The organism is Actinoplanes sp. KI2, assembly GCF_025630775.1.
Taxonomy (GTDB): domain Bacteria; phylum Actinomycetota; class Actinomycetes; order Mycobacteriales; family Micromonosporaceae; genus Actinoplanes.
Genome location: NZ_JAOSZE010000003.1, coordinates 40,562 through 60,958 on the forward strand (window position 1 = coordinate 40,562; position 20,397 = coordinate 60,958).

Below are 20,397 nucleotides of genomic sequence, written 5' to 3' on the forward strand. Positions count from 1 at the left end.
CGCCTCCGGCCCGGCGATCTGCAGCGACGTCAGCCAGCCGCCGGGACCGAGGCCAGCACGGTCACCGCGCCGCCGGCCAGGGTCACCGGCACCCGGACCAGCGTGCCGGTGGCGCCGGCCAGCTCGATCACCGGCTCGCCGATCGAACTGACCGCGCCGTGCCGGTCGAGCTCGGCCTGCCACGCGGCCCGCATCGTCTCGGGCGTCACCAGGACGCGCAGGTTCGGCGGGAACATGTCGGGAATCTCGGCGAACCGGCCGGCCCGCAGCAGCTCCACGAGCTTCGCGCCGGTGTCCGCGGGTGAGGTCGGCATCAGGACGTCCTCGGCTTCCGCTCGGTGGTTCGGTCGTCCGCGTCCTCTTGGTGGCTCGCGTCCTCTGGGTGATTCGCGTCCTCTGGGTGATTCGCGTCCTCTGGGTGATTCGCGTCCTCTGGGTGATTCGCGTCCTCGCCGGGAAGGAGCACGGTGGCGAGGATGCGGCGTTTGCGGCCCGCGCGGGGCGGGTTGGCGGCGGCCGGCTGCAAGACGCGCAGGAGGTCGCCCAGCAGGGTGGCGAACTCGTCGTCGTCGAGCCACAGTCCGGCCAGCCGGAAGCTCGCCTGATCGCGGATCGGGTCGACGTGGTCGCGGGCCAGGTAGCGGTCGACGTCGCCGATCAGGGTCGCCACGAACGCGAGGAACGCCTGGCGCAGGTCCTCGCGACTCATCGCCGCGACCTGGTCGGCCGTGATCAGGGCGGCGCTGGCGCGCAGCACGTACGTGCGCTCGGTCGCCCCGCGCACCGACTGCTCGGCGACCACCTGCAGCACGCCGGCCTCGACCAGGCGGGCGACCTGGCGGTACAGCGTGGCGTGCGGCACGTCGGCGAGCTCCGCGGCCAGCTGCCCGGTGGTCAACGCCCGGTCCCCGAGAAATGCCTGCACGATCCGCAGCCGTACGGGATGAAGCAGCAGATCCGCCGACGCCACGCTGTCCCCCTAGCCAACCGGTATCAGCAACGATAGCATTATCGTTCTTGAGATTGGTAGGGATGCGTGGTGACCGAGGCAGATCTCTTCACGGCCCTGATCAGCGTGCTGGCGATCGGCGCCCTGATCGTGTGGTTTGACCTGCGCTGCCTGGCCGACCTGCGCCAGACCAGCGACGCGCGGCTGCGCTACCTCACCCGCGACGCATGGGCACTGGTCATCATCTTCGCGTTCCCGTTCGGCCCGTTTCTCTACCTGGCCTGCGGCAAGCAGTGAGTCGCGGTGCGGAAGGGGGGACTCGAACCCCCACGTCCTCTCGGACACGGGCACCTAAAACCCGCGCGGCTGCCATTTCGCCACTCCCGCCCGAATCGCCACACGGGCCATTCGTTGAGGAGAGTCTAAACGGTCCCAGGTCAAGCCATGGTCACGGCCGCGTCGATCCGGTCCTGCTGAGTGCCGAGGCCCGCTTCGCGAAGAATGGTGGCGACCGTACTGCCCGGGACGACGATCGGCCCGGGCTCGCGGCGCCCTAGCGCGATCGCGATCTTGCGCGGCCCGAGCAGAGGATGTCCCAGCGCGAACGCGACGATCTCGGCACGGTGCGCGACCCGCGGGCGCGGCCTCCGCGGCGCCGGCTCGAGCGACCCCCGCTCGGCGAACCGACGCCGCAGCTCATACACGTGGCCGGGGCTGCACCCGATCGCCCGCGCCGCGTCGGCGACCGTCATCTCGCGCCGCCCGACAAGGGCGAGGATCTCCAGCTTGTTTTCGCTCGCCGGCGGCCCGACGGGCTCACCGAGGTCGTCGACGCGGGTCAGCGGAACACGATGTCGCGGCCGGTTGCGGCCGGCATAGTTCGCCGTCTGGGTGTGGCAGTTCGGGCAGAGGAATCGAAGGTTCTCCGCCCGGCAATCCCAGAAGCGACCGTCGACGTGATCGACTTGGAGGGTCAGCGGGCGTTCGTTCCACACGTCGCCGATGTCGCAAGCGGCGCATCGGTACGGCCGGCCCGCCTCCTCCAACGCGCGGCGCAGCACAGTCGGCGACTGGCGCTTGGCCTCGGGCGTTCGCAAGACCAGGATCTCGGCGGCTGGTCGGCGGCGTGGACTGACCGCGCCGCGGGCGTGGCCGCTGCCGACGAAGTGTGAGGTGTCGATGCCACAGTGGGCGATCCGGCGGCGGAGATGGGCGTGCGCGCCACCGTTGAGCGGGATACCGAGGTGACGAAGCACGCCGGCCATCGTGGTGGACGCGGCGACTGCCTCGGCGAGGACCTCGCGGGTGTATTTCACGTACGGCATGGTCGTAACGTACCGACCGGGTATGACGGGAACGTCAGATATCTGGTCGGCATCTCCGGCACGGCGGCCGCCTCGCGGATCGATACCGCATGACGGCCGCCGTGGGACAGGGGGACCGGAACCTGTCGGTCGGAGTGACTTGCCGTGAATGATCGGCAGCCGACGGGCCGACCTGCGGAAAATCGATCAGTCGATTCCGAGATCGCGGCGCAGCTTGGCGACGTGGCCGGTGGCCTTCACGTTGTAGAGGGCGCGCTCGATCTTGCCGTCCTCGTCGATCACGAAGGTCGAGCGGATCACGCCCTGCACGGTGCGGCCGTAGTTCTGCTTTTCGCCGAACGCCCCGTACGCCGTCAGGACGCTCCTGTCCTCGTCGCTGACCAGCGGGAACGTGATGGCGTCGCGCTCGCGGAACTTGGCCAGCTTGGCCGGCGCGTCGGGGGAGATGCCGATCACCTCGTAGCCCGCGGCGCGCAGCGACGCCAGCGAGTCGCGGAAGTCGCACGCCTGGGTGGTGCACCCGGGGGTCATCGCGGCCGGGTACGCATACAGCACGACCTTGCGGCCGCGCAGGTCCTTGAGGGTGAGCCGGTCACCGTTGTCGGTGGGCAGCGAGAAGTCGGGCGCGTCGTCGCCGGCGGCGAGTCGGGCGGTCTCAGTCATGCGACGACCATAGTCCGATCCGCCGACACTTCCGGGCGGACCGGAGGCGGGGTCGCACGCAGGCGCATCACCCCGGTCGCGGTCATCGCGACGCCGACGCCGAGCGCCACCGCCACGAAGGCCCGGGACAGCGTGGCCGGCCCGGCCGTGGGCAGCACCGCGGCCCCGAACACGGCGGTCTGCGCGAATCCGGCGAACAGCGCCAGACAGGCGCCGGAGAGGGCCAGGAAGAACGGCGGATGCCGGAACGCCGCGGCGAGCGAGAGCAGCCCGGCCAGCACCAGAGCCGAGGACGGGGCGACGCCGTCGAGGATGGTGCTCACGGCGTACGCAAGCGGGCAAAGACCACCGATGAGCGCAACCGGCCGCAGTGTCCTTGGCCACCGTCTGAGCAGGGCGAAAGTCAGCACGGCGAGCAGCCCGGCGAAAGCCCACCAGAGCCCGGTACGCGGCGGGGGCTGCCAGTCGAGGGTGCCGTCGATCGCGAAGACCCGGGTTTGTTCGCGCAGCGGAACACTCCAGTCGCGGAGGCGATGCGCGTGCGCGGGATCGGCGGCCGCCGCCGGCGGCAGGCCGGGGCTGAGCCAATGGGTGCGCCGGTCGTGCCAGCGCACCGTGGTCGCGGACGAGAGCTTTCGCCAACTGGGCGGTGCGGTGGGATCCGCGGCGGCGGGCACCGGGTGGTCGCCGCTCGAGGTCTCGTTGAGGTACGCCGCGGGCGAGTTGACGTTCTGCCAGGTGCCGTCGGGACGGATGTCCAGGTACGGCTCGCCGGAGTAGCCGAGCACCTCGACCGAGTGCCCGGTCGTGTTGCTCAGCTCGAGCCGCGCTCCGGCCTCGACCGTGCGGACTCGCAACCCCGGCTCGGGCGTGCTGATCCCGGTGATCCGGGTGCGATAGGCGGTCGCGTCGGGGGTGTCGCCGCCGTGCGCGTACGCGGGCGTGGCCGGCGCGAGGAGCGCGCCGGCCACGACCACCAGATGGATCAGGCGTCTCACCCTTGGGCCGCCTCCACGGTCTTCGCCAGCAGGTCGTGAGTGGGTACCGAGCCGTTGGGGCCGGTCAGCTGCTTGCCGTCGACGACGATCGTAGGCGTGCCGGTGAAGCCGCGGGACGCGAACGTGTCGGTGACCGTGGCGACCCACGGGTCATAGGTCTTGTCGGTGACCGCCGTGGCGAACGTGTCGCCGAGGCCGACCGACTTGCCCAGCTCGATCAGCTTGGCGTCGGTGAGGCCGCTGCTGCCCTCCTGCGGCTGGTTGGCGTAGAGGACGTCGTGAAACTCCTTGAACTTGCCATCCTGAGCCGCCGCGGCCGCGGCGCCGGCCGCCCGGGTCGAGTACCTCGTGCCGTTCGAGGACTCGTCGAGGATCGCCACCGTGTGGTACCGCACGGTCACCTTCTTGTCGGCGACCAACTGGTTGATCGTCGCCTCGGCGTCGTTCTCGAACTGGTGGCAGATCGGACACATGAAGTCCTCGTACAGGTCGATCGTGACCGGCCCGGTGCCGATCGCGAACGCGGTGCCCCCGTCGACCGCGACGCTCGGCGTGACGACCTTGTCGGCGGTGGTCTTCGCCTGGTTGGCGTAGATGCCGAACCCGATCAACCCCGCGATCACCAGTACGGCCACCACGGCCACCGACGTCCAGATCGTCACCTGACGGCGCTTGGCGGCCGCCTTCTGCTGCTCGACGATCCGCCGGGCCGCGGCGCGGTCCCGTTGTGCCTTGCTCATCGTTCTCCCATCAAAAGCCCATCCAGCGAGAACCTGGTGCGCGGCTGGACCAGCAGAAGTCCGGCGAGGATCAGGAAGCCGACGTCGCGCAGGACCTCCCGGCCGTACTCCGCGGTGCGCCCGGCGGCCAGGTCGCCGCCCTTGCTGAAGCAGCCGCAGTCGATCTGCAACCCGCGGGCCCACGCCGACACGATCCCGGCGATGAAGACCACCAGCAGCACCGCGGCGATGGCCGCGCTGAGGCGGACGGCCAGGCCGATCAGCAGGAGCAGGCCGAGCGCGATCTCCAGAAACGGCTGGACCGCACCGATGACCTTGGCGGTGTCGTAGGAGAACAGCCGGTACGCGTTCACCGCGCGGCCGGCGGCGGCCAGATCGTCCACCTTGAGCAGTCCCGCGGTCAGGAAGACCGCGGCGAGGCCGAGCCGTGCCACCGTGGAGATCCACGGCCAGACCGCCGTCCTCGGGGCAGACAACTGCCTCGTTTCCATCGTCACGCCCTGTTGGTCGAAGTCGTCACCGCCCAGGTTCCCTCAGTCTGCTGTGGTTTTTCTGGGAGCCGGCAGGGCCTTTCTACCCCTTTTGGACCGCGCGTTTCAGACCGCGCGCGCCTGGGCGACGGCGGTGACGAGCTCGTCGCGGGCCCGGGCCACCCGGGAGCGGATGGTGCCGACCGGCACCTCCTCGACCGCGGCCGCCTCGGCGTAGGAGAGACCGAGCACCTGGGTGAGCACGAACGCGGTGCGCCGCTCCTCGCCGAGCCGGCCGAGCAGGTCGGTGGCGCTCAGCCGGTGGGCCGGGTCGGGCGCGGGCAGCTCGGTGCCGGCCTGCGCGGCCAGCCGGGCGTCGAGCCGCCGGCGGCGGACCACGGCGCGGAGGTGGTCGGCGCAGGTGCGCCGGGCGATGCCCAGCAGCCAGGTGCGCGCGGAGGACCGGCCCTCGAACCCGGGCAGCGCCTTGAACGCCCGCAGGAAGGTCTCCTGGGTGAGGTCGTCGGCGGCGCCGGGGTCGACCAGCGCGGCGGTGAATCGCCACACCTCGGCCTGGGTCGCCCGGACGAACGCGGACTGGGCGGCGGCGTCGCCGGCACCGGCGGCCAGCGCGAGCTCCGTGGTCGAATCGTGGTCGTTTGCGCCCGCCGTCATGAGCGGCCATGGTACGGGAAGCAGAACTGTCGGGGGCCTCTGGAACCATGTGGGGCGCATCGGCGACTACCCGCCGGTGGGCAGTTCCGACCGGATCGTGGAGCATGGCGCGCATGACTTTTGATCGTCGCCGGGCCTTGGCGGGCGCCGCCGGCCTGTTGCTCGGGCTGTTCGGCGTGCTGCTCGCGGCCGCGCCGGCCAGCGCGCACGCGGCGCTGGTGGCCACCGACCCGGGCAACGGCACGATCGTGCCCGACGCGCCGAACAAGGTGACGCTGACCTTCAGCGAGTCGGTGCAGCTGGTCAGCGGCAAGATCCAGGTGCTGGCGCCGGACAACTCCCGGGCCGACCAGGGCGAGCCCACGGCGAGCGGCAACACCGTGACGATCCCGCTGCGCTCGGGCGGCGGCCGGGGGACGTACCTGGTCAGCTATCGGGTGATCTCGGCCGACAGCCACCCGGTCGGTGGCAGCTTCACCTATTCGGTGGGCGCCGCGTCGACGCCGCCGTCGGCAGCCGTCAACGACACCAAGGTCGACCCGGTGGTCCGGGTGCTCATCCCGGTGGCCAAATACCTGGGGTACGCCGGGCTCGTGTTCCTGGTCGGCCCGGCGCTGGTGCTGGCACTGCTCTGGCCGCACCGGTTGAGCCGCCGCGGGCCGGCCCGGGTGGTCTGGACCGGCATGGGTCTGGTGACGTTGAGCACCCTGATGGCGATCTGGCTGCAGGTGCCCTACTCACTCGGGACCGGGCTGTTCGACGTACGCGTGGGTGATCTGCGCGATGTGCTCGGCAGCACGTTCGGCGCGGTGATGCTGGTGCGGCTCGGCGTGCTGTGCGCGGCGGCGTTCCTGCTCCGCCCGCTGCTGCGCGGCTCGGGCGCGGAGTCCAAAACCGATCTCGCCCTGCTCGGGGTCCTCGGCGTGGCCGCGCTGGCCACCTGGCCCCTGACCGGGCACCCCACCGCCTCCCCGGTGGCCGGCGTCTCGGTGGTGGTCGACGCGATCCACCTGGCCGCCATGTCGGTGTGGCTGGGCGGGCTGGTCATGCTGGCCGGCTTCCTGCTGCGCCAGGCGAACGAGCGGGAGCTCGCGGCGATCCTGCCGATCTGGTCGCGCTGGGCGTCGACGGCGGTGACCGCGCTGATCCTGGCCGGCGTGGTGCAGGCGCTGGTGGAGGTGTCCTCGCTGGATGGGCTGGTCAACAGCACGTACGGGCGGTTGATCCTGGTCAAGGTCGCGCTCGCGGCCGGTGTGCTCGTGGTGGCCTGGTTCTCCCGGCGGATCGTGAAGTCCCGCGCGGCCGAGGAGAAACCGCGCGGCCTGCGCCGGTTGGTCGGGGTCGAGTTGGCGATCACGGCGGTGGTGCTGGGCGTGACCTCGGTGCTGGTGCAGATCGCGCCGCCGCGCACCGCCGAGGCGGCCGACACCGGCTCCACCACCTCGACCGTGAGCCAGACGCTGACCAGCAGCACGATGGCCATCCAGGTGGACATCTTCCCGGCCACCACCGGGAACAACTCGATTCACCTGTACGCGTACACGCCGGACAACAAGCCCCTCACGGTCGTGGAGTGGTCCGGGTCGGCCGCGCTGCCGGCCAAGGGCATCGAGCCGATCCAGATCCCGCTGCTGCGGATCACCGACTTCCACGCGATCGGCGACGTCGCGCTGCCGCAGGCGGGTCAGTGGACGTTCAAGTTCACCGCGCGAACGAGCGACGTCGATGAGCAGACGCTCACCATGACCGCCACCATCTCCTGACATACGGCGCTCACGGCCCGGGCCTCGGAGGAGGTCCGGGCCGTTCTCGTATCTATCAGTGACTTTCGCGACCATTCGACCACTTTGTGGCGATTCAGATCTGTATGGTCGGCGCAGTACGGCCCGAGAAGGGGGAGAAGCTGATGCGGGTGCTGCGCACCGTCCTCGGAATACTGCTGCTGACCATCGGCCTGCCGTCGTTGCTGGCCGGCGCGGTGCTGTGGGCGGCCATACAGCATCGCGACCAGGGCGGCGCGTTCAGCGGCAACCTGCAACGGCTGACCATTCCCGGGTACGCCCTGGTCGTCCCCGACGTCGACCGGCTGCTGCGGTCGGACGCCCCGTTCACCCGGATAGGCGACACCCAGCTGCGGATCACGGTGCGCAGCCAGGACGGCCCGGCCTTTCTCGGCATCGCCCCCGCCTCCGCCGTCGCCGACTACCTGTACGGCGTTCCGCACAGCACGGTCAAGTCGGTCGACATCGGCACCGGCACCCTGCCGGTGACCGTCTCCACCCTCGACGGCGGGCGGTCCCCGTCCGACATTCCCGAGCGCGCCCCGTTCTGGCTGCGCGCCGGGGACGGTGCGCTGGCCTGGTCGCCGGGCGAGGTCACCGGCGGGCCGTACAGCCTCGTGGTGATGAGCCCCGGCGCGGTTTCCGGCCTGCAGCTGTACACCACCGCCGAGGTGCGCCCCGGCTGGCTCGACTCCAGCGCGTGGGGACTGATGACCCTCGGGACGCTGCTGGTGATGGGCGGCCTGATCGTGCTGGCCTGGCCGGTCCGCCGCCGCGAGATCGTGTACGTGGTCGAGCCCAGCCAGGTCCCGGACCTGATGGCGGCGATCGGCGCGCCCCTGCCGCTGGAGTCGGTGGGCGCGCTCCGGTCCGCCGGGGAGCATCGGCCGCGGACGCTGGCGGAGGCGCAGCGGGCGGGCGTCCTACCGTCGGCCGCACCTCAGTTCGCCTGGCCGCCGACCGGCAGCCCGGCGCTTGCCGGGCAGGAGGCGCTTGCCGGGCAGGAGGCGCTTGCCGGGCAGGAGGCGCTCGCTGGGCAGGACGCGCTGCTGACGCGAGCGGCGCCGAGTGCGGCCGAGTACGCGGCGGCTACGGCCATCCCCGGCAGTCCCGCTTCGCAGGTCGTCCCGGGCGGTCCCGGGTCGCAGGTCGTCCCGGGCAGTTCCGTGTCGCAGGTCGTCCCCGGCGGCCCTGGCCCGCAGGTCGGTCCCGGCCCGCAGGTCATACCCGGGCGCCTCGTGGACTGCCGGCCGGATTCTTCCCTCGCCCAGGTGGCTGCCCGGGCCGAGCGGACGCCGGCTCCGGGTGAACCGCTCAGCTTCATCCGGCCGTCGTCGGCGGGCGGTCCGGTGTCGTTGCCGCTCGGCGACCCGCCGTCGCCGCCCGATTCGTTGTCCGGGCGGCGCACCGAGCGCGGTCGGCACAGCAAGCGGGCACCGGGTGACCTGCCCATGTTCCACGCCTCGGCGGTCGACGCCTGGGTCGCGGAGACCGCCGCCGAACGGGCCCGGGAAACCGAGGCGGCCGCGGCGGCACGCCTGGCCGAGGCGGCCCGCAAGAAGGCGTCGGCCGACGAGAAACCGCCCTCGGCGGAGCAGCCCATGCCCCCGGAACCGCGTCATCCCGGCCCGAAGTCGGGCGGACATCGACCCGCTCCCGGCGGCGGGCAGCCGGCGTCGTCCGGGGATCGCGCGGTTGCCGCCGCCTACGAGGCCGGGACCGCCGACGCGCGGGCCGCGCGGGGCGATGTCACGCCGCCGGCCCCCGCCGAGCGCGAGACGGTGGCGGCATCGCCGGCCGGCCGGGCATCCACGATGGCTTCCGCCGGGCGGAACGCGACGTCCGGTTCGCCCGCGGCGGCTTCGGGCGGGCGGGATGCTGTGTCCGCGTCGCCGGTGGCGGCTTCGGCCGGGCGGGATGCTGTGTCCGGGTCGCCGGTGGCGGTTTCAGCCGGACGGGATGCGGCGTCGACGTCGCCGGTGTTGGCTTCGGCCGGGCGGGACGCGACATCCGGTGGGGCGGTGACGCGGGAGGCCGTGGTCGGCGGGCCTGCGGGGCTTGCGTCGCGCGTGGCGGCGCAGCGGGTTTCCGTCATCACCGGGCCGAAGGCCACCGACTGGGCCGCCGCGTCCGGCTTGACCCGCGCTGACTCGTACCGCGTCGGGCGTCAGCCTTCGCCCGGCGTCGGCCAGGGGCCGCCCTCGCGAATTCCGGCGCCATCCGCCGAAGCGCGCGGAGCGGACACCAGGCCGGCGGAGCCGCGGCCCGCCGAGGCCAGATCTCCCGGGGCGAAGCCTGGTGAGGCCGGCTCAGCGGAGGCCAGGCGTGCCGGGGCCAAGCTGAACGAGGCCAAGCCAGCCGAGGCCAGGCCTGCCGGGGCCAAGCTGAACGAGGTCAAGCCGGCTGGGGTCAAGCCGGCTGGGGTCAAGCCGGCTGAGGTCAAGCCGGTCAAGGCCGAGGCGGTCCCGAGCCGTCCGGGTGCTGCCGTCCCGTCCGCGACCGAGGTGACCAGCCCGACGGCGGCGCCGTCGAGTTCGCCGATCTGGCGGGCGGGGGAGCGGGCAAATCCGTTCCCCAAGGTCTTCGGGCTGGGGCGGCCGTCGGTGGCGGCGGCCGAGCCGGCGCCCGGTGACGCAGAACTCGGTCGATCCATGGGGAATTCGCAGCCGGCAGGGTCTACCGTGCAACGCGAAGAATTCTCGGCTACGGCCGAGTCTGTGAGCCCGCTTCGGCCCGCCACGCCGGGCGCTTCGGCAGGGTCGTCGAATTCCGCGACGACCGCGAGCGCCGGCGCCGAGCCGCCCCTAACCGCCAGTAGGGCGCGGCAGGCCGCGGGAGCGGGCACCGGGACCGGTCAGCACGACCGCAATTCGGTGTCCGCTCCCAAGCCGGGCTCGATCGCCGCCTCGGCCTCGGTCCCCGCCGAGGCTGCCCGGCCCGCGCAGACGACGGATGCCACCCGCCGACCGCAGCCGTCTGTCGCGTCGGCGAGCGCACCGGCGCCCGCTCGCGTGCCGGCGCCGACCCAGTCGTCCAGCCAGAACCGCGTCGTCGCCGGGCCGACCCAGTCGTCCGGCCAGAACCGCGTCGCTCCCAGGCCGAACTCGGCTCCGGCCGACTCGGCTGCCGCCGTCGGCAAGGCCGAGCACAGGTCCGGGTCCCAGGCGCCGGAAGCCGCCGCCCTGCACGAGGCCGCCACGGCCGCATCGACCGCCGCCCCGGCGACGGGATCGGCATCGACCGTTGCCGGGGTTGTGGCGGGTGCCGAGGCCCCGTCGGAGGCACTCCTGACACAACGTCCTGGCCCCCGGAAACAGGCCGAGCCCGAGGAGGGCATCGGCCTCGGCGGGCGACCGCCCGGATTCGGTGGCCGCCCGACGCCCGCGGCCTGGCTCAGGGCCGCCGAGGCGGTAGCCGCTCGCGCGGTGACCAGCGCCGAACCGCAGCCCACGTCCCCGGCCCGCCCGACCGACGAGCCCGGCGAGACAGGAGTCAAACCCAAGACGACTCGAGCACGCGCCACCAAGGCGGCCGCGACCAAGAAGGCAACGCCGCCCGCGACCAGGTCCACCCCGACCAAGGAAACGCCGGCCGGGACCACCAAGGCGGACGGCACCGCCAAGGCGGACGGCACCGCCAAGGCGGCCACGACCAAGACGACGCCGGCCAAGACCGCGACCACCGCCAAATCGACCGCGGCCCGCGCTACGGGCGCCACCAAATCGACGTCCTCCCTGGGTCTGTTGTCGGACTACCAACGGGAGGCGGCCGAGCTCTTCGCCGCCTCCGCGCAGCGCCGCCGCCGAACCGTTACCAACCCGGCGCCGGTCGAGCCGGCCCCGCGCGAGCCGGTGCGCCGCCGCCGGTCCGCCCCGACCCGGCCGGCCGACGACTGACCCGCCGCTCACCCCGGTGAGCTGTGCAAAGAGAACATCGAAAGGGCCCTCCGCGCTGCCGACGCGGAGGGCCCTTTACCGGGGAACGGAGTAACCGAAGGGGGGTTCGTCCGTTAAGGCCAGTTTATCCCGCGAAGCGCCCAACTAGGAAGTCATGCCCCGAAAGCGGACAAAATACGTCTGCGGGCGGGTACTGCCCGGACGAGTCGGCCGCCGGGACGTACCGCCGACACGCCGTACGCGGGCGTAGGCTGTCGGCGTGGCTGATCTTCTGGTGTGGATCGACTGTGAGATGACCGGTCTCGACCTCGGCAAGGACAAGCTCATCGAGGTCGCGGCGCTGGTCACCGACCCCGAGCTCAACGTGCTGGGCGAGGGCGTCGACCTGGTGATCCATGCCGACGAGGCGACGCTGGACACCATGCCCCCGGTGGTGCGCGACATGCACGCCAAGTCCGGGCTCACCGAGGAGGTCCGGCGCTCGACCATCTCGCTCGCCGAGGCGGAAGAGCAGGTCATGGCGTACGTGCGGGAATTTGTCCCGAATCCCCGCACCGCCCCGCTCTGCGGCAACTCGATCGCCACCGACCGCGGCTTCCTCGCCCGGGACATGCCCGTGCTCGACTCGTTTCTGCACTATCGGATGATCGACGTCTCCTCGATCAAGGAGCTGTGCCGCCGCTGGTACCCCCGGGTGTACTTCGGTCAGCCGCCCAAGGGCCTCGCCCACCGAGCCCTGGCCGACATCCGCGAGAGCATCCGTGAGCTGGAGTATTACCGCCGCGCGATCTTCGTCCCGCAGCCCGGCCCGGACGTCGAGACGGCCAAGGCGATAGCCGCGGAGTTGTAGGTCACTCACCCGCGCCGGGAACCCGCTCGACGGCCCCCGGGGCGATGCCGCTATGATTGGCCCGCACCACGGGGAGAGTTTCCCGTGCGCGATGGTGGTCGTAGCTCAGCTGGTAGAGCACCGGGTTGTGGTCCCGGTGGCCGCGGGTTCAAGTCCCGTCGACCACCCCATCGGAAGTCCAGGTCGAAGCGCCTGACCGCTGTTGCGGTCAGGCGCTTCGCCGCTCAGGTGTCCGAATTTGGGAGCAGGTTGGGAGCGAAGGCTCCTAGCGAGAGCGGCCGGGGCGGCACGCCGAGAGCCATCAGAGCCGCGTTCAGCACCGGAACCGCCGACGTCGGCGACAGTGCGGCCCGCGCCCGCAGCGACTCGATCCACCGCTGCTCGAGTGCGTCGCGGATGTCGGCCAGCATCCGATCGGTGACGTGGCTGTAGACCCCGCGCATGCCCGGTACCTCGTGCCCCATCTGCTGTGAATGCGCGACGTACGGGATGCCCGCCTCATCCATCCAGGTCTGATACCCATGCCGCTGGCCGTGCGGGGTCAGGCCGGGTAAGACCGGCAGCCTACGACGCCAGGCGCAAATCCAAGGTGACCCGCGGCCGGCCCCGGCCCTGCGGCGGCGTGTCCATCGGCAGCCGGTGTAGCCGATGGTGATATCCGTAACGAACGTCGCGCCCGATCCGGAGATGACCGCCGCGCGTTCCGCAATAAGCAGCACCTGCAACGGCGACGCCCACAATTTCACCGCCTTCTCGATCCGCTCGATCCGGCTGCCACCCTTACGCCCCTTGCCTTGTTCTTAGCGGCCGGGTTCAGGGGGATGTACCGACGAACGGCGTCGGCGAGGGCGACGGAGAGTGCACCGCGCGCGTTGGATGCAGTCTTCCTGGCGTACCCGCCGGTCATCAGCCCCTTACCTGCTTTGGCGATTTCCTCGTTCGTCAGGGAGATCAGAGGATCGTCGCCGAACCTGGGCAGGATGAAGACCTCGAACAGGTATCGGTAACTGTCCAACGCCAACACGACACCCGACAGCGCGCCCTCGCCGCCCTAGCCGAGTCACGCCGGGACAACCGCCCGATCAGCGTCGCCGGCCTCGCCCGCGCCGCGGGCATCGCACACTCCTGGATCTACACCCAGCACGGCCTCCTCGACGAAATCCAGAACAGCCGGACCACCACACCCCGGCTGCCCACCCAGCCCCGCACCACTGCGACCGACGACTCCTGGAAACACCGCCTCGAACTCGCACATCACCGGATCCAGGAACTCACCAACGAGAACCGGCTACTCCGCGACCAACTCGCCCGCGCCCACGGACACCTCCGGGCACACCGCGACCCGCCGCCCGTCGTCCCAAGTTGATGCGCTACGGATCTACCTCAGATGGTCTGTGTCGACTCGACTAAACCATCTTGGACCTGCTGATCGGGATGGCGTCGAGCCAGCAACGACCGGCCGTATCGAACGACCACGAACGCGGCACCCATGATGGCGCCCACCCACACCGTCGCCTGCGCCCAGGCGTCCGCGGAACTCTCGCCAGGCAGTCCCAGCCAGAGCGGGAAGACCACCATCTGCGTCGCCGCGCCGACGGGGATCGTCAGGGCCGCGATCAAGCCGAGCACGCTGCGACGGCGTGCCGTCGCGCCGAGAACGCCCAGCGGAAGTCCGCACACCACTGACCCCATCAGCCAGTAGATGATGAAGCCACGGTCGTGACTGGTACCGACGAGTGGCTCAACCCCATAGAACCCCACGGTGGCGAAGACGAGCCCGACCGCACTTGCGACCGCCCCCAGGGTCGCCGCACGGGCCGGGCGGGCTCCGGCGCCGGAGAGCAAGCCCAGGAGGAATCCCAGCGCGGCCCACGACCAGCCGGTGTCGAGGTGTTTGCTGAAGTAGATGGCCGTCCACGTGACCGCGCCGTCGTCACTATGCGCCTGGCCGATCACGCCCTGCATCCGGGGAATGTTGTCGACCACGGCGGTCACGGCGCCGAACGCGGCACCGATCGCGGGAGCCAACCAGAGTCGAGCGTGCGTGCGCATCCGTGCAGCCTAGAGATCAATCGCAACGTGTCCGCATTCGCATGCTTCGCAATCTTCGCGGGTCAGCATGCGCCGCCCGAGGCAAAGGCCATAGCCCGCAGCTGAGGTCCCCCCGGTTTGGCGGAGCTTCTCAAGCATGGTCGACTGATCATGGGGAGGAAATATCCGTGGCCGTACCGAAGAAGTACCCAGGCTCGCACACCCATGGCGACCGCAAAGCCGTTGCGAGTGGTGCCGCACGTTTCTCAGTCGGGGGCGGGCCGGCGTGCTGGTCGGCGATGACGAAGGATCGCGTCGTGCAGGGCGTTGGCTTCCATCTCGGCGCGCACCTGGCAGGGTTTCCCGGCGAGACTCTTTGCGGCGGCGCCGATCATCTGCTCGGGTGAGCCGTAGCGGGCGACCGCATCGGCGGTGCGGCGGAGAGCGTCATCGATGGGCGAGGCCATGCCTAAGTCTAGGCGCTAGTCAACGCCTGTGGCGGTCCCGGGATGCTCGATCGCTTGGGAGCGGAGCGGGGTCGGCAGCCGCTCCCAGATGCGGCCATTCGATGTCATCCACGGCGTTGGCGTGTCGCTCACCTCCTCAAACGTCGAGCACCCGGGGTGTCAGGGCTGCGTGACCTTGGTTGTGGTCCCGGTGGCCGCGGGTTCAAGTCCCGTCGACCACCCCATCGGAAATACTGCGGGGTCCGGTCATGATGGCCGGGCCCTTCAGTCTATTTGCCGACCCCGTGGCGGGATCTCCGCGGTTAGCCTCCCGGTCATGGACTTCCTCAAGCCCTTCGTCCTACCGGTCGACACCCGTACGGCGGAACGGCACGGCTCGATCGACCTCTACCCGCCGGACGACACCGGGCGCCCGCGGCCCGCCGTTCTGCTCGTGCACGGCGGTCCGTTCCCGGCCGAGGTGCGGCCCACCCCGCGCGACTGGCCGGTCTTCCAGGCGTACGCGTCCCTGGTCGCCGGCCGCGGCGTGCTCGGCGCGACCGTGGATCATCGGCTGCACGCCCCGGATGCGTACCCGGTCGCCGCCGACGACGTCCGCGGCGCGGTCGAGGCGGTCCGGGCCGACCCGCGGGTGGACGGCGGACGCGTCGCGCTGTGGTTCTTCTCCGGGGGTGGGCTGCTCGCCGCGGACTGGCTGCGTGAGCCGCCGCCCTGGCTGCGGTGCGTGGCACTCACGTACCCGCTGCTGGTGCCCTTGCCCGGCTGGCCGGTGCCGGACCGCTTCCGTGCGGTCGACGCGGTGGCGGCCGCCGGCGATCTACCGATCGTGCTCACCCGGGTCGGCCGGGAGAACCCGGCGATCGCCGAGGGCGTGAGCGCGTTCCTCGGCGCCGCGAAGTCCCGGCCGGACGTGGTCGAGGTGCCGCACGGCCGGCACGGCTTCGACTACCTCGACGATGACGACGCCTCCCGGGCCGCCATCCTGCGCGCGGTCGACCTGGTCCTCGCGACGATGATGTAACGATTACCATGCGCGAGTGATCGGACACCGCAATCTGCCCGCGCTCTGTGCCGAGCTGGCCTCCGCCGTGTTGCGCCTGGACGGCACCGAGTCCACAAAGAACCACCGCGCCATCGTCGAGCGGGTGCCCCTCGCCGACGAGGCGGAGCTCAGCGCCGGCCTGCTCCAGCTCGGGCCGGCGCTCTCCGACGTGGCTCTCGGCAACGGCGGATTCCTGGCCACCCTGGCGGCCGGCCTGATCGAGATGGGCGCCGACCCGATGCCGGTGCTCGGCGTACTGGTCGAGCGGCTCGCCGGCGGGCTCGAGGCGGCGGCCCAGTTCGGCCTGTTCGCCGACAAGCTCGGCGATGACGTCCCCGCGCCGGCCACCGCCGACGAGTACCGCGCGCTGCGCGAGCGGATCGTCGCGGCCGCGCCCTCGGCCGGACTCAGCGTCGAGGAGGCCGGCGCGATCACGCAGGCTTGGTTCTCGGTGAACGACTGGATCCCCGCCCTGCTGCTTCCGCTGCAGCAGAAGCGCTGCCGGCAGGCCCTGCCGCAGCGTGACCGGCTGACCGTCGCGACGATCGCGATGACCGAGCACGCCGACGACGCGCCCTGGCTGCTCGGCCTGCTTCGCGTCCTCGACGACGCGCCGCTCCTGGTCGCGCACCGGCCGAGCGGCAAGGTCTTCGAGATGACGATGAGCGGCGTCGGCGACAACATCCAGCTGCACCTTCTGCTCGCGGACGTCCTGGTCGGCGCCGGCCGCGTCCCCGGCGAGGCACCCGACCCGGACTGGGTGGCCGCGGCCCGGGACGGCCTGATGGTGCCGGCGGGCGGCGTCCGCCTCCAGTTCGAGCTCGCCGATGCCGATGGCGATCCGATCTGGGGCGAGGGCCGTCCGGCCGACATCCCGCTGGTCGAGGGTCGCCGCGTGATCGTGGTGAATCCGCCGTCGCACCCGCGCGGCTCCACCATCGGCCGGCAGTACCCGCTGATGGTCCCGGAGCTCACCGTCGACCGGGAGCTGCCCGCCGACGAGGCAAAGTCCTGGACGAGCCGACTGTCCTGAGTGCACGATGCCGGGGTGGACCTGCACACGGACCGCCCGCATCCCGCCCGCGTCTACAACTACCTGCTCGGCGGCGACGTCTACTTCGACGCCGACAAGCACGCCGCCGAGCAGGGCATCAGGTCGAACCCGCACAGCCGCGTCCCGCCCCGGGAAAATCGCGCGTTCCTCCGCCGCGCGGTGCGCTTCCTCGCCGCCGAGCAGGGCATCGACCAGTTCCTCGACATCGGCACGGGCATACCCAGCCCGCCGAATGTGCACCACGTCGCCCAGTCGGTGCATCCCGGTGCCCGGGTGGTCTACGTCGACCACGACCCGATCGTGCTGGCCCACGCCGCGACCCTGCTGGACGGCACCGGCGAGACCCGCTTCCTCAAGGCCGACCTGCTCGACCCGCGGGCCATCCTGGAGTCGCCCGAGGTGCGCGAAACCCTCGACTTCGACCGCCCGGTGGCGTTGCTGCTGATCGCGGTCCTGCATTTCGTCGGCGACGACCAGGACCCGTACGCGCTGGTGGCGGAGCTGCTCGCCGCCCTGCCGCCGGGCAGCCACCTCACGCTGTCCCACCTGACCGGGGATTTCGCCCCGGAGGCGTGGGCCGCGGTGACCGAGATCTTCCGCCGCCAGGGCGTCACCATGCGCGTCCGCACTAGGCCGGAGGTGGTCCGCTTCTTCACCGGCCTCGACCTGATCGACCCGGGTTTGCAGGTGCTGCCGCAGTGGCGCCCGGACACCGACGAGCCGCCCGCGTCCGACGCGGCGGTCTCGGTCTACGGCGCGGTCGCCCGCAAGCCCTGACCTCTCCGGCGAGGATGGTTCGGTGAGCGAAAGGTGGGCACCGAGCGTGGCGGCGGCCGTTTCCCGCCATCTCGGCGAGCCATGGCGGGCGACCGGCTTCACCGATCTCGGCGAGCGGGCGTCGCATCCCTGCGGGATCTTTCACGGCGAGCCGATCTCGGTGTTCGCCAAGCTCAATCTGGGTGGCGAGACCCCCGCCGAGCTGCGGGGGCTCGAGCTGCTGCGGCGACATGCGGTCGCCGTGCCAAAACCGATTGCGGAGGTACGCCTGGAGCACGGCACCCTCGTCCTGCTGGAAGCGATCCCGGAGATCCCGGCCGAGGACCGCACCCCGGAGCAGTGGGCGTCGATCGGCCACGAACTGGCCAAACTCCACCGGGTCCGCGGGCGATATTTCGGGCTCGTCGAATTTGACGGATATTTCGGGCCGCTGCCGCAGGACAACCGGCCGGCCGGGGACTGGCCGACGTTCTACGGCACGAGGCGGCTGGCGCCCCTGCTGCGGCGCGCGGTCGACGCCGGCCGCCTCGACGCCGACCTCGCCAAACGCGTCGAGCGGCTGATCGGGCGCCTTCCCGAGATCTGCGGTCCGCAAGCACCGCCGGCGCTGCTGCACGGCGATGCCCAGCAGAACAACTTCCTGACCGGCAAGGACGGCGCCTACCTGCTGGATGTCGCGCCCTACTACGGCCATCCCGAGATCGATCTGGCGCTGCTCGACTACTTCGCGCCGGTCCCGCCGATCGTGTTCGACGCCTACCGTGCGGTGATGCCGATCGACCGTACCTTCGGTGAGCGCCGCGAGCTGTGGCGACTCTTCGGCTATCTGGCCGTCGTCACGGTGGAGGGCGACTCGCAGTTCGGCCGCCCGTTCGTCGGCCGCATCGCCGCGGCGGTGGCGCGCTATGTCTGAGGTGCGGCTGCGAAAGATCGACTGCGTGCTGGTCCGGGTCGACGACCTGGCGGCGGCGTCCCGCTTCTACGCCGAGCGGCTCGGCCTGCGCGAACTGTGGCGGGACGAGTCCTCGGCCGGCATGGGCCTGCCCGAGACGGACGCCGAGGTCGTGCTGCACACCATGGACCTGCCACCCGCGCATGCCGTGCACTACCTCGTCGAGGACGTCCGCGCCGCCGCCGCGTCCTGGCGCGAAAGCGGCCTCGAGGTGCGCACCGAGCCGTTCGAGATCGCCGTCGGCTGGTGCGCGATCCTCGCCGACCCGTTCGGCAACGCGGTGTGTGTGCTGGATCTGACCGGGGGCGCCCGCTCAGGGTCGGCCGCTTCAGGCTGACTAGCCGCCCATGGACGCGCCCGTGCCGTTGCCGGTGACCAGGAAGGTGGTGCGGGGTAGCGAGCCGTCCGCCCGGCGTGGTCCCTCGGCCGAGGCCGGGTCGGTGGACCGGAACGTCGGGTCCCAGTCGTTGCGGCTCTGCCGCGCGTCGGCCGAGAGGGTGGCCGGCGTCCGGTTGCCTGCCGCCACGTCCGAACGCAGCAGCACCGGGCCGGCCGGGAACGCGTAGCCGGCCGCGCCGTTGCGGAACGCGGTGCTGTTCACGATCGAGACCGGGGCGCCGGCGCCGTCGTCGGTGAAGCCGTTGCCGCCGTTGTCCCAGGCCACATCGTGCCGCAGCGAGTGCGCGGCGGTGACGGTGCCGCCGGCCAGGGCGAAGCCGCTCTGCTCGTTGCCGTACGCCCAGTCGTACTCGAGCGTCACCGGCGACCCGAAGTCGCCGAGATCGAAACCGGCGGCCGCGTTGCCCCAGGACCGGTCGCCGCGCACGAGGTTGCCCGCGCCGTCCCCGAACTGGATCGACAAGCCGGTGCCGTTGTCGTGGAAGTCGCTGTTCAGCACCCGGTTGTCGGCGGTGCCGGGGTCGCGCAGCATGAGACCGGACCGGGCGTTGTGGTGCGACGTCAGACCGCGGAACAGCATGTGCGTGCACGAGCTGCACACGTACGCGTGGCTCCGAGAGTTTTTGATCTCCAGGCCCTGGACCGTCCACCAGGACGAATGCTGGGTGATCGCCCATTTGTCGGCGAGGATGCCGGCGGCGTCGAGCACGGGCCGCTCATCGCGGTAGTTGCGCAGCACGATCGGCCTGTCGGCGGTGCCGCTCGCGGTGATCGAGATCGGGTCGGTGAGCCGGTGCCGCCGCGCAGCGAGATCGTCTGGCCGGGCCGGACGGCCGCGACCGCCCGGCCGAGGGACATCGGCCGATCCGCGGAACCGTCGCCATCCATCACAACTGGCTGTTCAACAACACGCAGCGCAATCCCAGCGCGGACAACCTGGCGTACGCGCACCTCTACGACAACTACCTGCAGAACATCACGTCGTACGGGAACTACTCGCGCGGCGCGACCAAGATGGTGATCGAGAATGGCTACTTCGATCACGTGAACAACCCGTACTACCCGGACTCCACCGCCCAGCTCAGGCAGACCGGCAGCATCGTGGTCAGCTGCACCGGCAAGCAGGAGACCAGCGGCAGCGCGTTCACGCCGTCGAGCTTCTACTCGTACACCCTGGACCCGGCGGCCGACGTGCCGTCGCTGGTGAAGACCTACGCGGGGCCACAGGCGAACCTGGGTCTGTGAGGGGAGGGGCCGGCCGGAGTCGATCAGGCTCCGGCCGGCCTTCAACTGCCGTACACATGCCGGTCTCCTGTCGCGGCTAGCTT

24 protein-coding genes and 2 tRNA genes are annotated in these 20,397 nt (G+C 71.4%); 12 read left to right on the plus strand and 14 right to left on the minus strand.

The features are described 5' to 3' along the window. Positions 1 to 29: 29 nt before the first annotated feature. The gene (locus ODJ79_RS03535) at positions 30 to 314 is read right to left on the minus strand and encodes a DUF3887 domain-containing protein (RefSeq protein ID WP_263021838.1); all 285 of its coding nucleotides are present in this window, start codon (positions 312 to 314) and stop codon (positions 30 to 32) included. Then, positions 314 to 970, minus strand: coding sequence for a helix-turn-helix domain-containing protein (locus tag ODJ79_RS03540; protein ID WP_263021839.1), 657 nt, complete (start codon positions 968 to 970; stop codon positions 314 to 316). The genes ODJ79_RS03535 and ODJ79_RS03540 overlap by 1 nt, the downstream gene beginning before the upstream one ends. Before the next feature lie 69 nt (positions 971 to 1,039). Here ODJ79_RS03540 and ODJ79_RS03545 point away from each other — a divergent pair, with 69 nt between their 5' ends. Then, positions 1,040 to 1,246 (plus strand): hypothetical protein, encoded by a 207-nt coding sequence (locus ODJ79_RS03545; RefSeq protein ID WP_263021840.1) that lies wholly within the window; start codon positions 1,040 to 1,042, stop codon positions 1,244 to 1,246. Between the two features lie 7 nt (positions 1,247 to 1,253). On the opposite strand, the gene ODJ79_RS03550 is transcribed toward ODJ79_RS03545, so the two are convergent. From ODJ79_RS03550 to ODJ79_RS03580, 7 genes are all read right to left on the minus strand, one after another. Next, positions 1,254 to 1,336 (minus strand) — tRNA-Leu (locus ODJ79_RS03550). Positions 1,337 to 1,386: 50 nt separating this feature from the next. Continuing rightward, a complete protein-coding gene (locus ODJ79_RS03555) occupies positions 1,387 to 2,274 on the minus strand; it encodes a helix-turn-helix domain-containing protein (RefSeq protein WP_263021841.1) in 888 nt (295 codons plus the stop codon). Between the two features lie 186 nt (positions 2,275 to 2,460). Further along, positions 2,461 to 2,937 carry a thioredoxin-dependent thiol peroxidase gene (bcp, locus tag ODJ79_RS03560; protein WP_263021842.1) on the minus strand — a complete coding sequence of 159 codons (477 nt, stop codon included), beginning with the start codon at positions 2,935 to 2,937 and terminating at the stop codon, positions 2,461 to 2,463. Further along, positions 2,934 to 3,935: a hypothetical protein gene (locus ODJ79_RS03565; RefSeq protein WP_263021843.1), complete on the minus strand. Its 1,002-nt coding sequence runs from the start codon at positions 3,933 to 3,935 to the stop codon at positions 2,934 to 2,936. Before ODJ79_RS03565 ends, bcp begins: the two co-directional genes overlap by 4 nt. Further along, the gene (locus ODJ79_RS03570; RefSeq protein WP_263021844.1) at positions 3,932 to 4,675 is read right to left on the minus strand and encodes a DsbA family protein; all 744 of its coding nucleotides are present in this window, start codon (positions 4,673 to 4,675) and stop codon (positions 3,932 to 3,934) included. Before ODJ79_RS03570 ends, ODJ79_RS03565 begins: the two co-directional genes overlap by 4 nt. Beyond that, positions 4,672 to 5,166: a MauE/DoxX family redox-associated membrane protein gene (locus tag ODJ79_RS03575; RefSeq protein WP_263021845.1), complete on the minus strand. Its 495-nt coding sequence runs from the start codon at positions 5,164 to 5,166 to the stop codon at positions 4,672 to 4,674. The genes ODJ79_RS03570 and ODJ79_RS03575 overlap by 4 nt, the downstream gene beginning before the upstream one ends. 105 nt (positions 5,167 to 5,271) lie before the next feature. Beyond that, positions 5,272 to 5,820, minus strand: a complete 549-nt coding sequence (locus ODJ79_RS03580) for a sigma-70 family RNA polymerase sigma factor (RefSeq protein ID WP_263021846.1) — start codon at positions 5,818 to 5,820, stop codon at positions 5,272 to 5,274. 104 nt (positions 5,821 to 5,924) lie between these two features. Here ODJ79_RS03580 and ODJ79_RS03585 point away from each other — a divergent pair, with 104 nt between their 5' ends. The 4 genes from ODJ79_RS03585 (at position 5,925) to ODJ79_RS03600 (ending at position 12,517) form a co-directional block, all read left to right on the plus strand. Further along, positions 5,925 to 7,583, plus strand: a complete 1,659-nt coding sequence (locus tag ODJ79_RS03585; protein ID WP_263021847.1) for a copper resistance protein CopC — start codon at positions 5,925 to 5,927, stop codon at positions 7,581 to 7,583. Between the two features lie 104 nt (positions 7,584 to 7,687). Next, positions 7,688 to 11,497 (plus strand): hypothetical protein, encoded by a 3,810-nt coding sequence (locus ODJ79_RS03590; RefSeq protein WP_263021848.1) that lies wholly within the window; start codon positions 7,688 to 7,690, stop codon positions 11,495 to 11,497. 259 nt (positions 11,498 to 11,756) lie between these two features. Continuing rightward, entirely contained in the window at positions 11,757 to 12,347 is a 591-nt protein-coding gene (gene orn / locus ODJ79_RS03595) for an oligoribonuclease (RefSeq protein ID WP_263021849.1), read from the plus strand. Positions 12,348 to 12,441: 94 nt separating this feature from the next. Then, positions 12,442 to 12,517: transfer RNA gene (locus tag ODJ79_RS03600), tRNA-His, on the plus strand. A 54-nt stretch (positions 12,518 to 12,571) separates the two neighbouring features. On the opposite strand, the gene ODJ79_RS03605 is transcribed toward ODJ79_RS03600, so the two are convergent. Both ODJ79_RS03605 and ODJ79_RS03610 read right to left on the minus strand, forming a co-directional pair. Then, positions 12,572 to 12,853: a hypothetical protein gene (locus ODJ79_RS03605; RefSeq protein ID WP_263021850.1), complete on the minus strand. Its 282-nt coding sequence runs from the start codon at positions 12,851 to 12,853 to the stop codon at positions 12,572 to 12,574. Between the two features lie 236 nt (positions 12,854 to 13,089). Beyond that, the gene (locus ODJ79_RS03610) at positions 13,090 to 13,371 is read right to left on the minus strand and encodes a hypothetical protein (protein ID WP_263021851.1); all 282 of its coding nucleotides are present in this window, start codon (positions 13,369 to 13,371) and stop codon (positions 13,090 to 13,092) included. Between ODJ79_RS03610 and ODJ79_RS47100 the strand changes: the two genes are divergently transcribed. Next, positions 13,306 to 13,713, plus strand: a complete 408-nt coding sequence (locus ODJ79_RS47100) for a DUF6262 family protein (protein ID WP_411267259.1) — start codon at positions 13,306 to 13,308, stop codon at positions 13,711 to 13,713. The two genes, ODJ79_RS03610 and ODJ79_RS47100, sit on opposite strands and share 66 nt — an antisense overlap. A 17-nt stretch (positions 13,714 to 13,730) precedes the next feature. Here the strand turns inward: ODJ79_RS47100 and ODJ79_RS03615 are convergent, their stop codons facing one another. Together ODJ79_RS03615 and ODJ79_RS03620 are read right to left on the minus strand one after the other, a co-directional pair. Continuing rightward, positions 13,731 to 14,399, minus strand: coding sequence for a DUF6518 family protein (locus tag ODJ79_RS03615; RefSeq protein WP_263021852.1), 669 nt, complete (start codon positions 14,397 to 14,399; stop codon positions 13,731 to 13,733). A 245-nt stretch (positions 14,400 to 14,644) separates the two neighbouring features. After that, positions 14,645 to 14,845 (minus strand): hypothetical protein, encoded by a 201-nt coding sequence (locus ODJ79_RS03620; RefSeq protein ID WP_263021853.1) that lies wholly within the window; start codon positions 14,843 to 14,845, stop codon positions 14,645 to 14,647. 316 nt (positions 14,846 to 15,161) lie between these two features. Between ODJ79_RS03620 and ODJ79_RS03625 the strand changes: the two genes are divergently transcribed. The 5 genes from ODJ79_RS03625 to ODJ79_RS03645 are packed head-to-tail and all read left to right on the plus strand — an operon-like array spanning position 15,162 to position 19,007. Continuing rightward, complete coding sequence (locus ODJ79_RS03625) at positions 15,162 to 15,866, plus strand: alpha/beta hydrolase (RefSeq protein ID WP_263021854.1); 705 nt, start codon at positions 15,162 to 15,164, stop codon at positions 15,864 to 15,866. Between the two features lie 16 nt (positions 15,867 to 15,882). Beyond that, complete coding sequence (locus ODJ79_RS03630) at positions 15,883 to 16,920, plus strand: hypothetical protein (protein WP_263021855.1); 1,038 nt, start codon at positions 15,883 to 15,885, stop codon at positions 16,918 to 16,920. Between the two features lie 15 nt (positions 16,921 to 16,935). Beyond that, positions 16,936 to 17,718 carry an SAM-dependent methyltransferase gene (locus ODJ79_RS03635; protein WP_263021856.1) on the plus strand — a complete coding sequence of 261 codons (783 nt, stop codon included), beginning with the start codon at positions 16,936 to 16,938 and terminating at the stop codon, positions 17,716 to 17,718. Positions 17,719 to 17,740: 22 nt separating this feature from the next. Further along, entirely contained in the window at positions 17,741 to 18,631 is an 891-nt protein-coding gene (locus tag ODJ79_RS03640; RefSeq protein WP_263021857.1) for a fructosamine kinase family protein, read from the plus strand. Next, the gene (locus ODJ79_RS03645) at positions 18,624 to 19,007 is read left to right on the plus strand and encodes a VOC family protein (RefSeq protein WP_263021858.1); all 384 of its coding nucleotides are present in this window, start codon (positions 18,624 to 18,626) and stop codon (positions 19,005 to 19,007) included. The genes ODJ79_RS03640 and ODJ79_RS03645 overlap by 8 nt, the downstream gene beginning before the upstream one ends. Here ODJ79_RS03645 and ODJ79_RS03650 read toward each other — a convergent pair whose 3' ends face one another. Then, positions 19,008 to 19,808 carry a right-handed parallel beta-helix repeat-containing protein gene (locus tag ODJ79_RS03650; RefSeq protein WP_263021859.1) on the minus strand — a complete coding sequence of 267 codons (801 nt, stop codon included), beginning with the start codon at positions 19,806 to 19,808 and terminating at the stop codon, positions 19,008 to 19,010. 275 nt (positions 19,809 to 20,083) lie between these two features. Between ODJ79_RS03650 and ODJ79_RS03655 the strand changes: the two genes are divergently transcribed. Continuing rightward, positions 20,084 to 20,314 carry a hypothetical protein gene (locus ODJ79_RS03655; protein ID WP_263021860.1) on the plus strand — a complete coding sequence of 77 codons (231 nt, stop codon included), beginning with the start codon at positions 20,084 to 20,086 and terminating at the stop codon, positions 20,312 to 20,314. Positions 20,315 to 20,397 lie beyond the last annotated feature (83 nt).

Bases quoted from the DNA above. Each gene is read 5' to 3' on its own strand.
- ODJ79_RS03655 (WP_263021860.1), top strand. From the start codon at position 20,084: ATGGTGATCGAGAATGGCTACTTCGATCACGTGAACAACCCGTACTAC.
- ODJ79_RS03620 (WP_263021853.1), bottom strand. From the start codon at position 14,845: ATGGCCTCGCCCATCGATGACGCTCTCCGCCGCACCGCCGATGCGGTC.
- ODJ79_RS03555 (WP_263021841.1), bottom strand. From the start codon at position 2,274: ATGCCGTACGTGAAATACACCCGCGAGGTCCTCGCCGAGGCAGTCGCC.
- ODJ79_RS03570 (WP_263021844.1), bottom strand. From the start codon at position 4,675: ATGAGCAAGGCACAACGGGACCGCGCCGCGGCCCGGCGGATCGTCGAG.
- ODJ79_RS03605 (WP_263021850.1), bottom strand. From the start codon at position 12,853: ATGGATGAGGCGGGCATCCCGTACGTCGCGCATTCACAGCAGATGGGG.
- ODJ79_RS03625 (WP_263021854.1), top strand. From the start codon at position 15,162: ATGGACTTCCTCAAGCCCTTCGTCCTACCGGTCGACACCCGTACGGCG.
- ODJ79_RS03585 (WP_263021847.1), top strand. From the start codon at position 5,925: ATGGCGCGCATGACTTTTGATCGTCGCCGGGCCTTGGCGGGCGCCGCC.
- bcp (WP_263021842.1), bottom strand. From the start codon at position 2,937: ATGACTGAGACCGCCCGACTCGCCGCCGGCGACGACGCGCCCGACTTC.
- ODJ79_RS03645 (WP_263021858.1), top strand. From the start codon at position 18,624: ATGTCTGAGGTGCGGCTGCGAAAGATCGACTGCGTGCTGGTCCGGGTC.
- ODJ79_RS03615 (WP_263021852.1), bottom strand. From the start codon at position 14,399: ATGCGCACGCACGCTCGACTCTGGTTGGCTCCCGCGATCGGTGCCGCG.
- ODJ79_RS03575 (WP_263021845.1), bottom strand. From the start codon at position 5,166: ATGGAAACGAGGCAGTTGTCTGCCCCGAGGACGGCGGTCTGGCCGTGG.
- ODJ79_RS03535 (WP_263021838.1), bottom strand. From the start codon at position 314: ATGCCGACCTCACCCGCGGACACCGGCGCGAAGCTCGTGGAGCTGCTG.
- ODJ79_RS03580 (WP_263021846.1), bottom strand. From the start codon at position 5,820: ATGACGGCGGGCGCAAACGACCACGATTCGACCACGGAGCTCGCGCTG.
- ODJ79_RS03590 (WP_263021848.1), top strand. From the start codon at position 7,688: ATGGTCGGCGCAGTACGGCCCGAGAAGGGGGAGAAGCTGATGCGGGTG.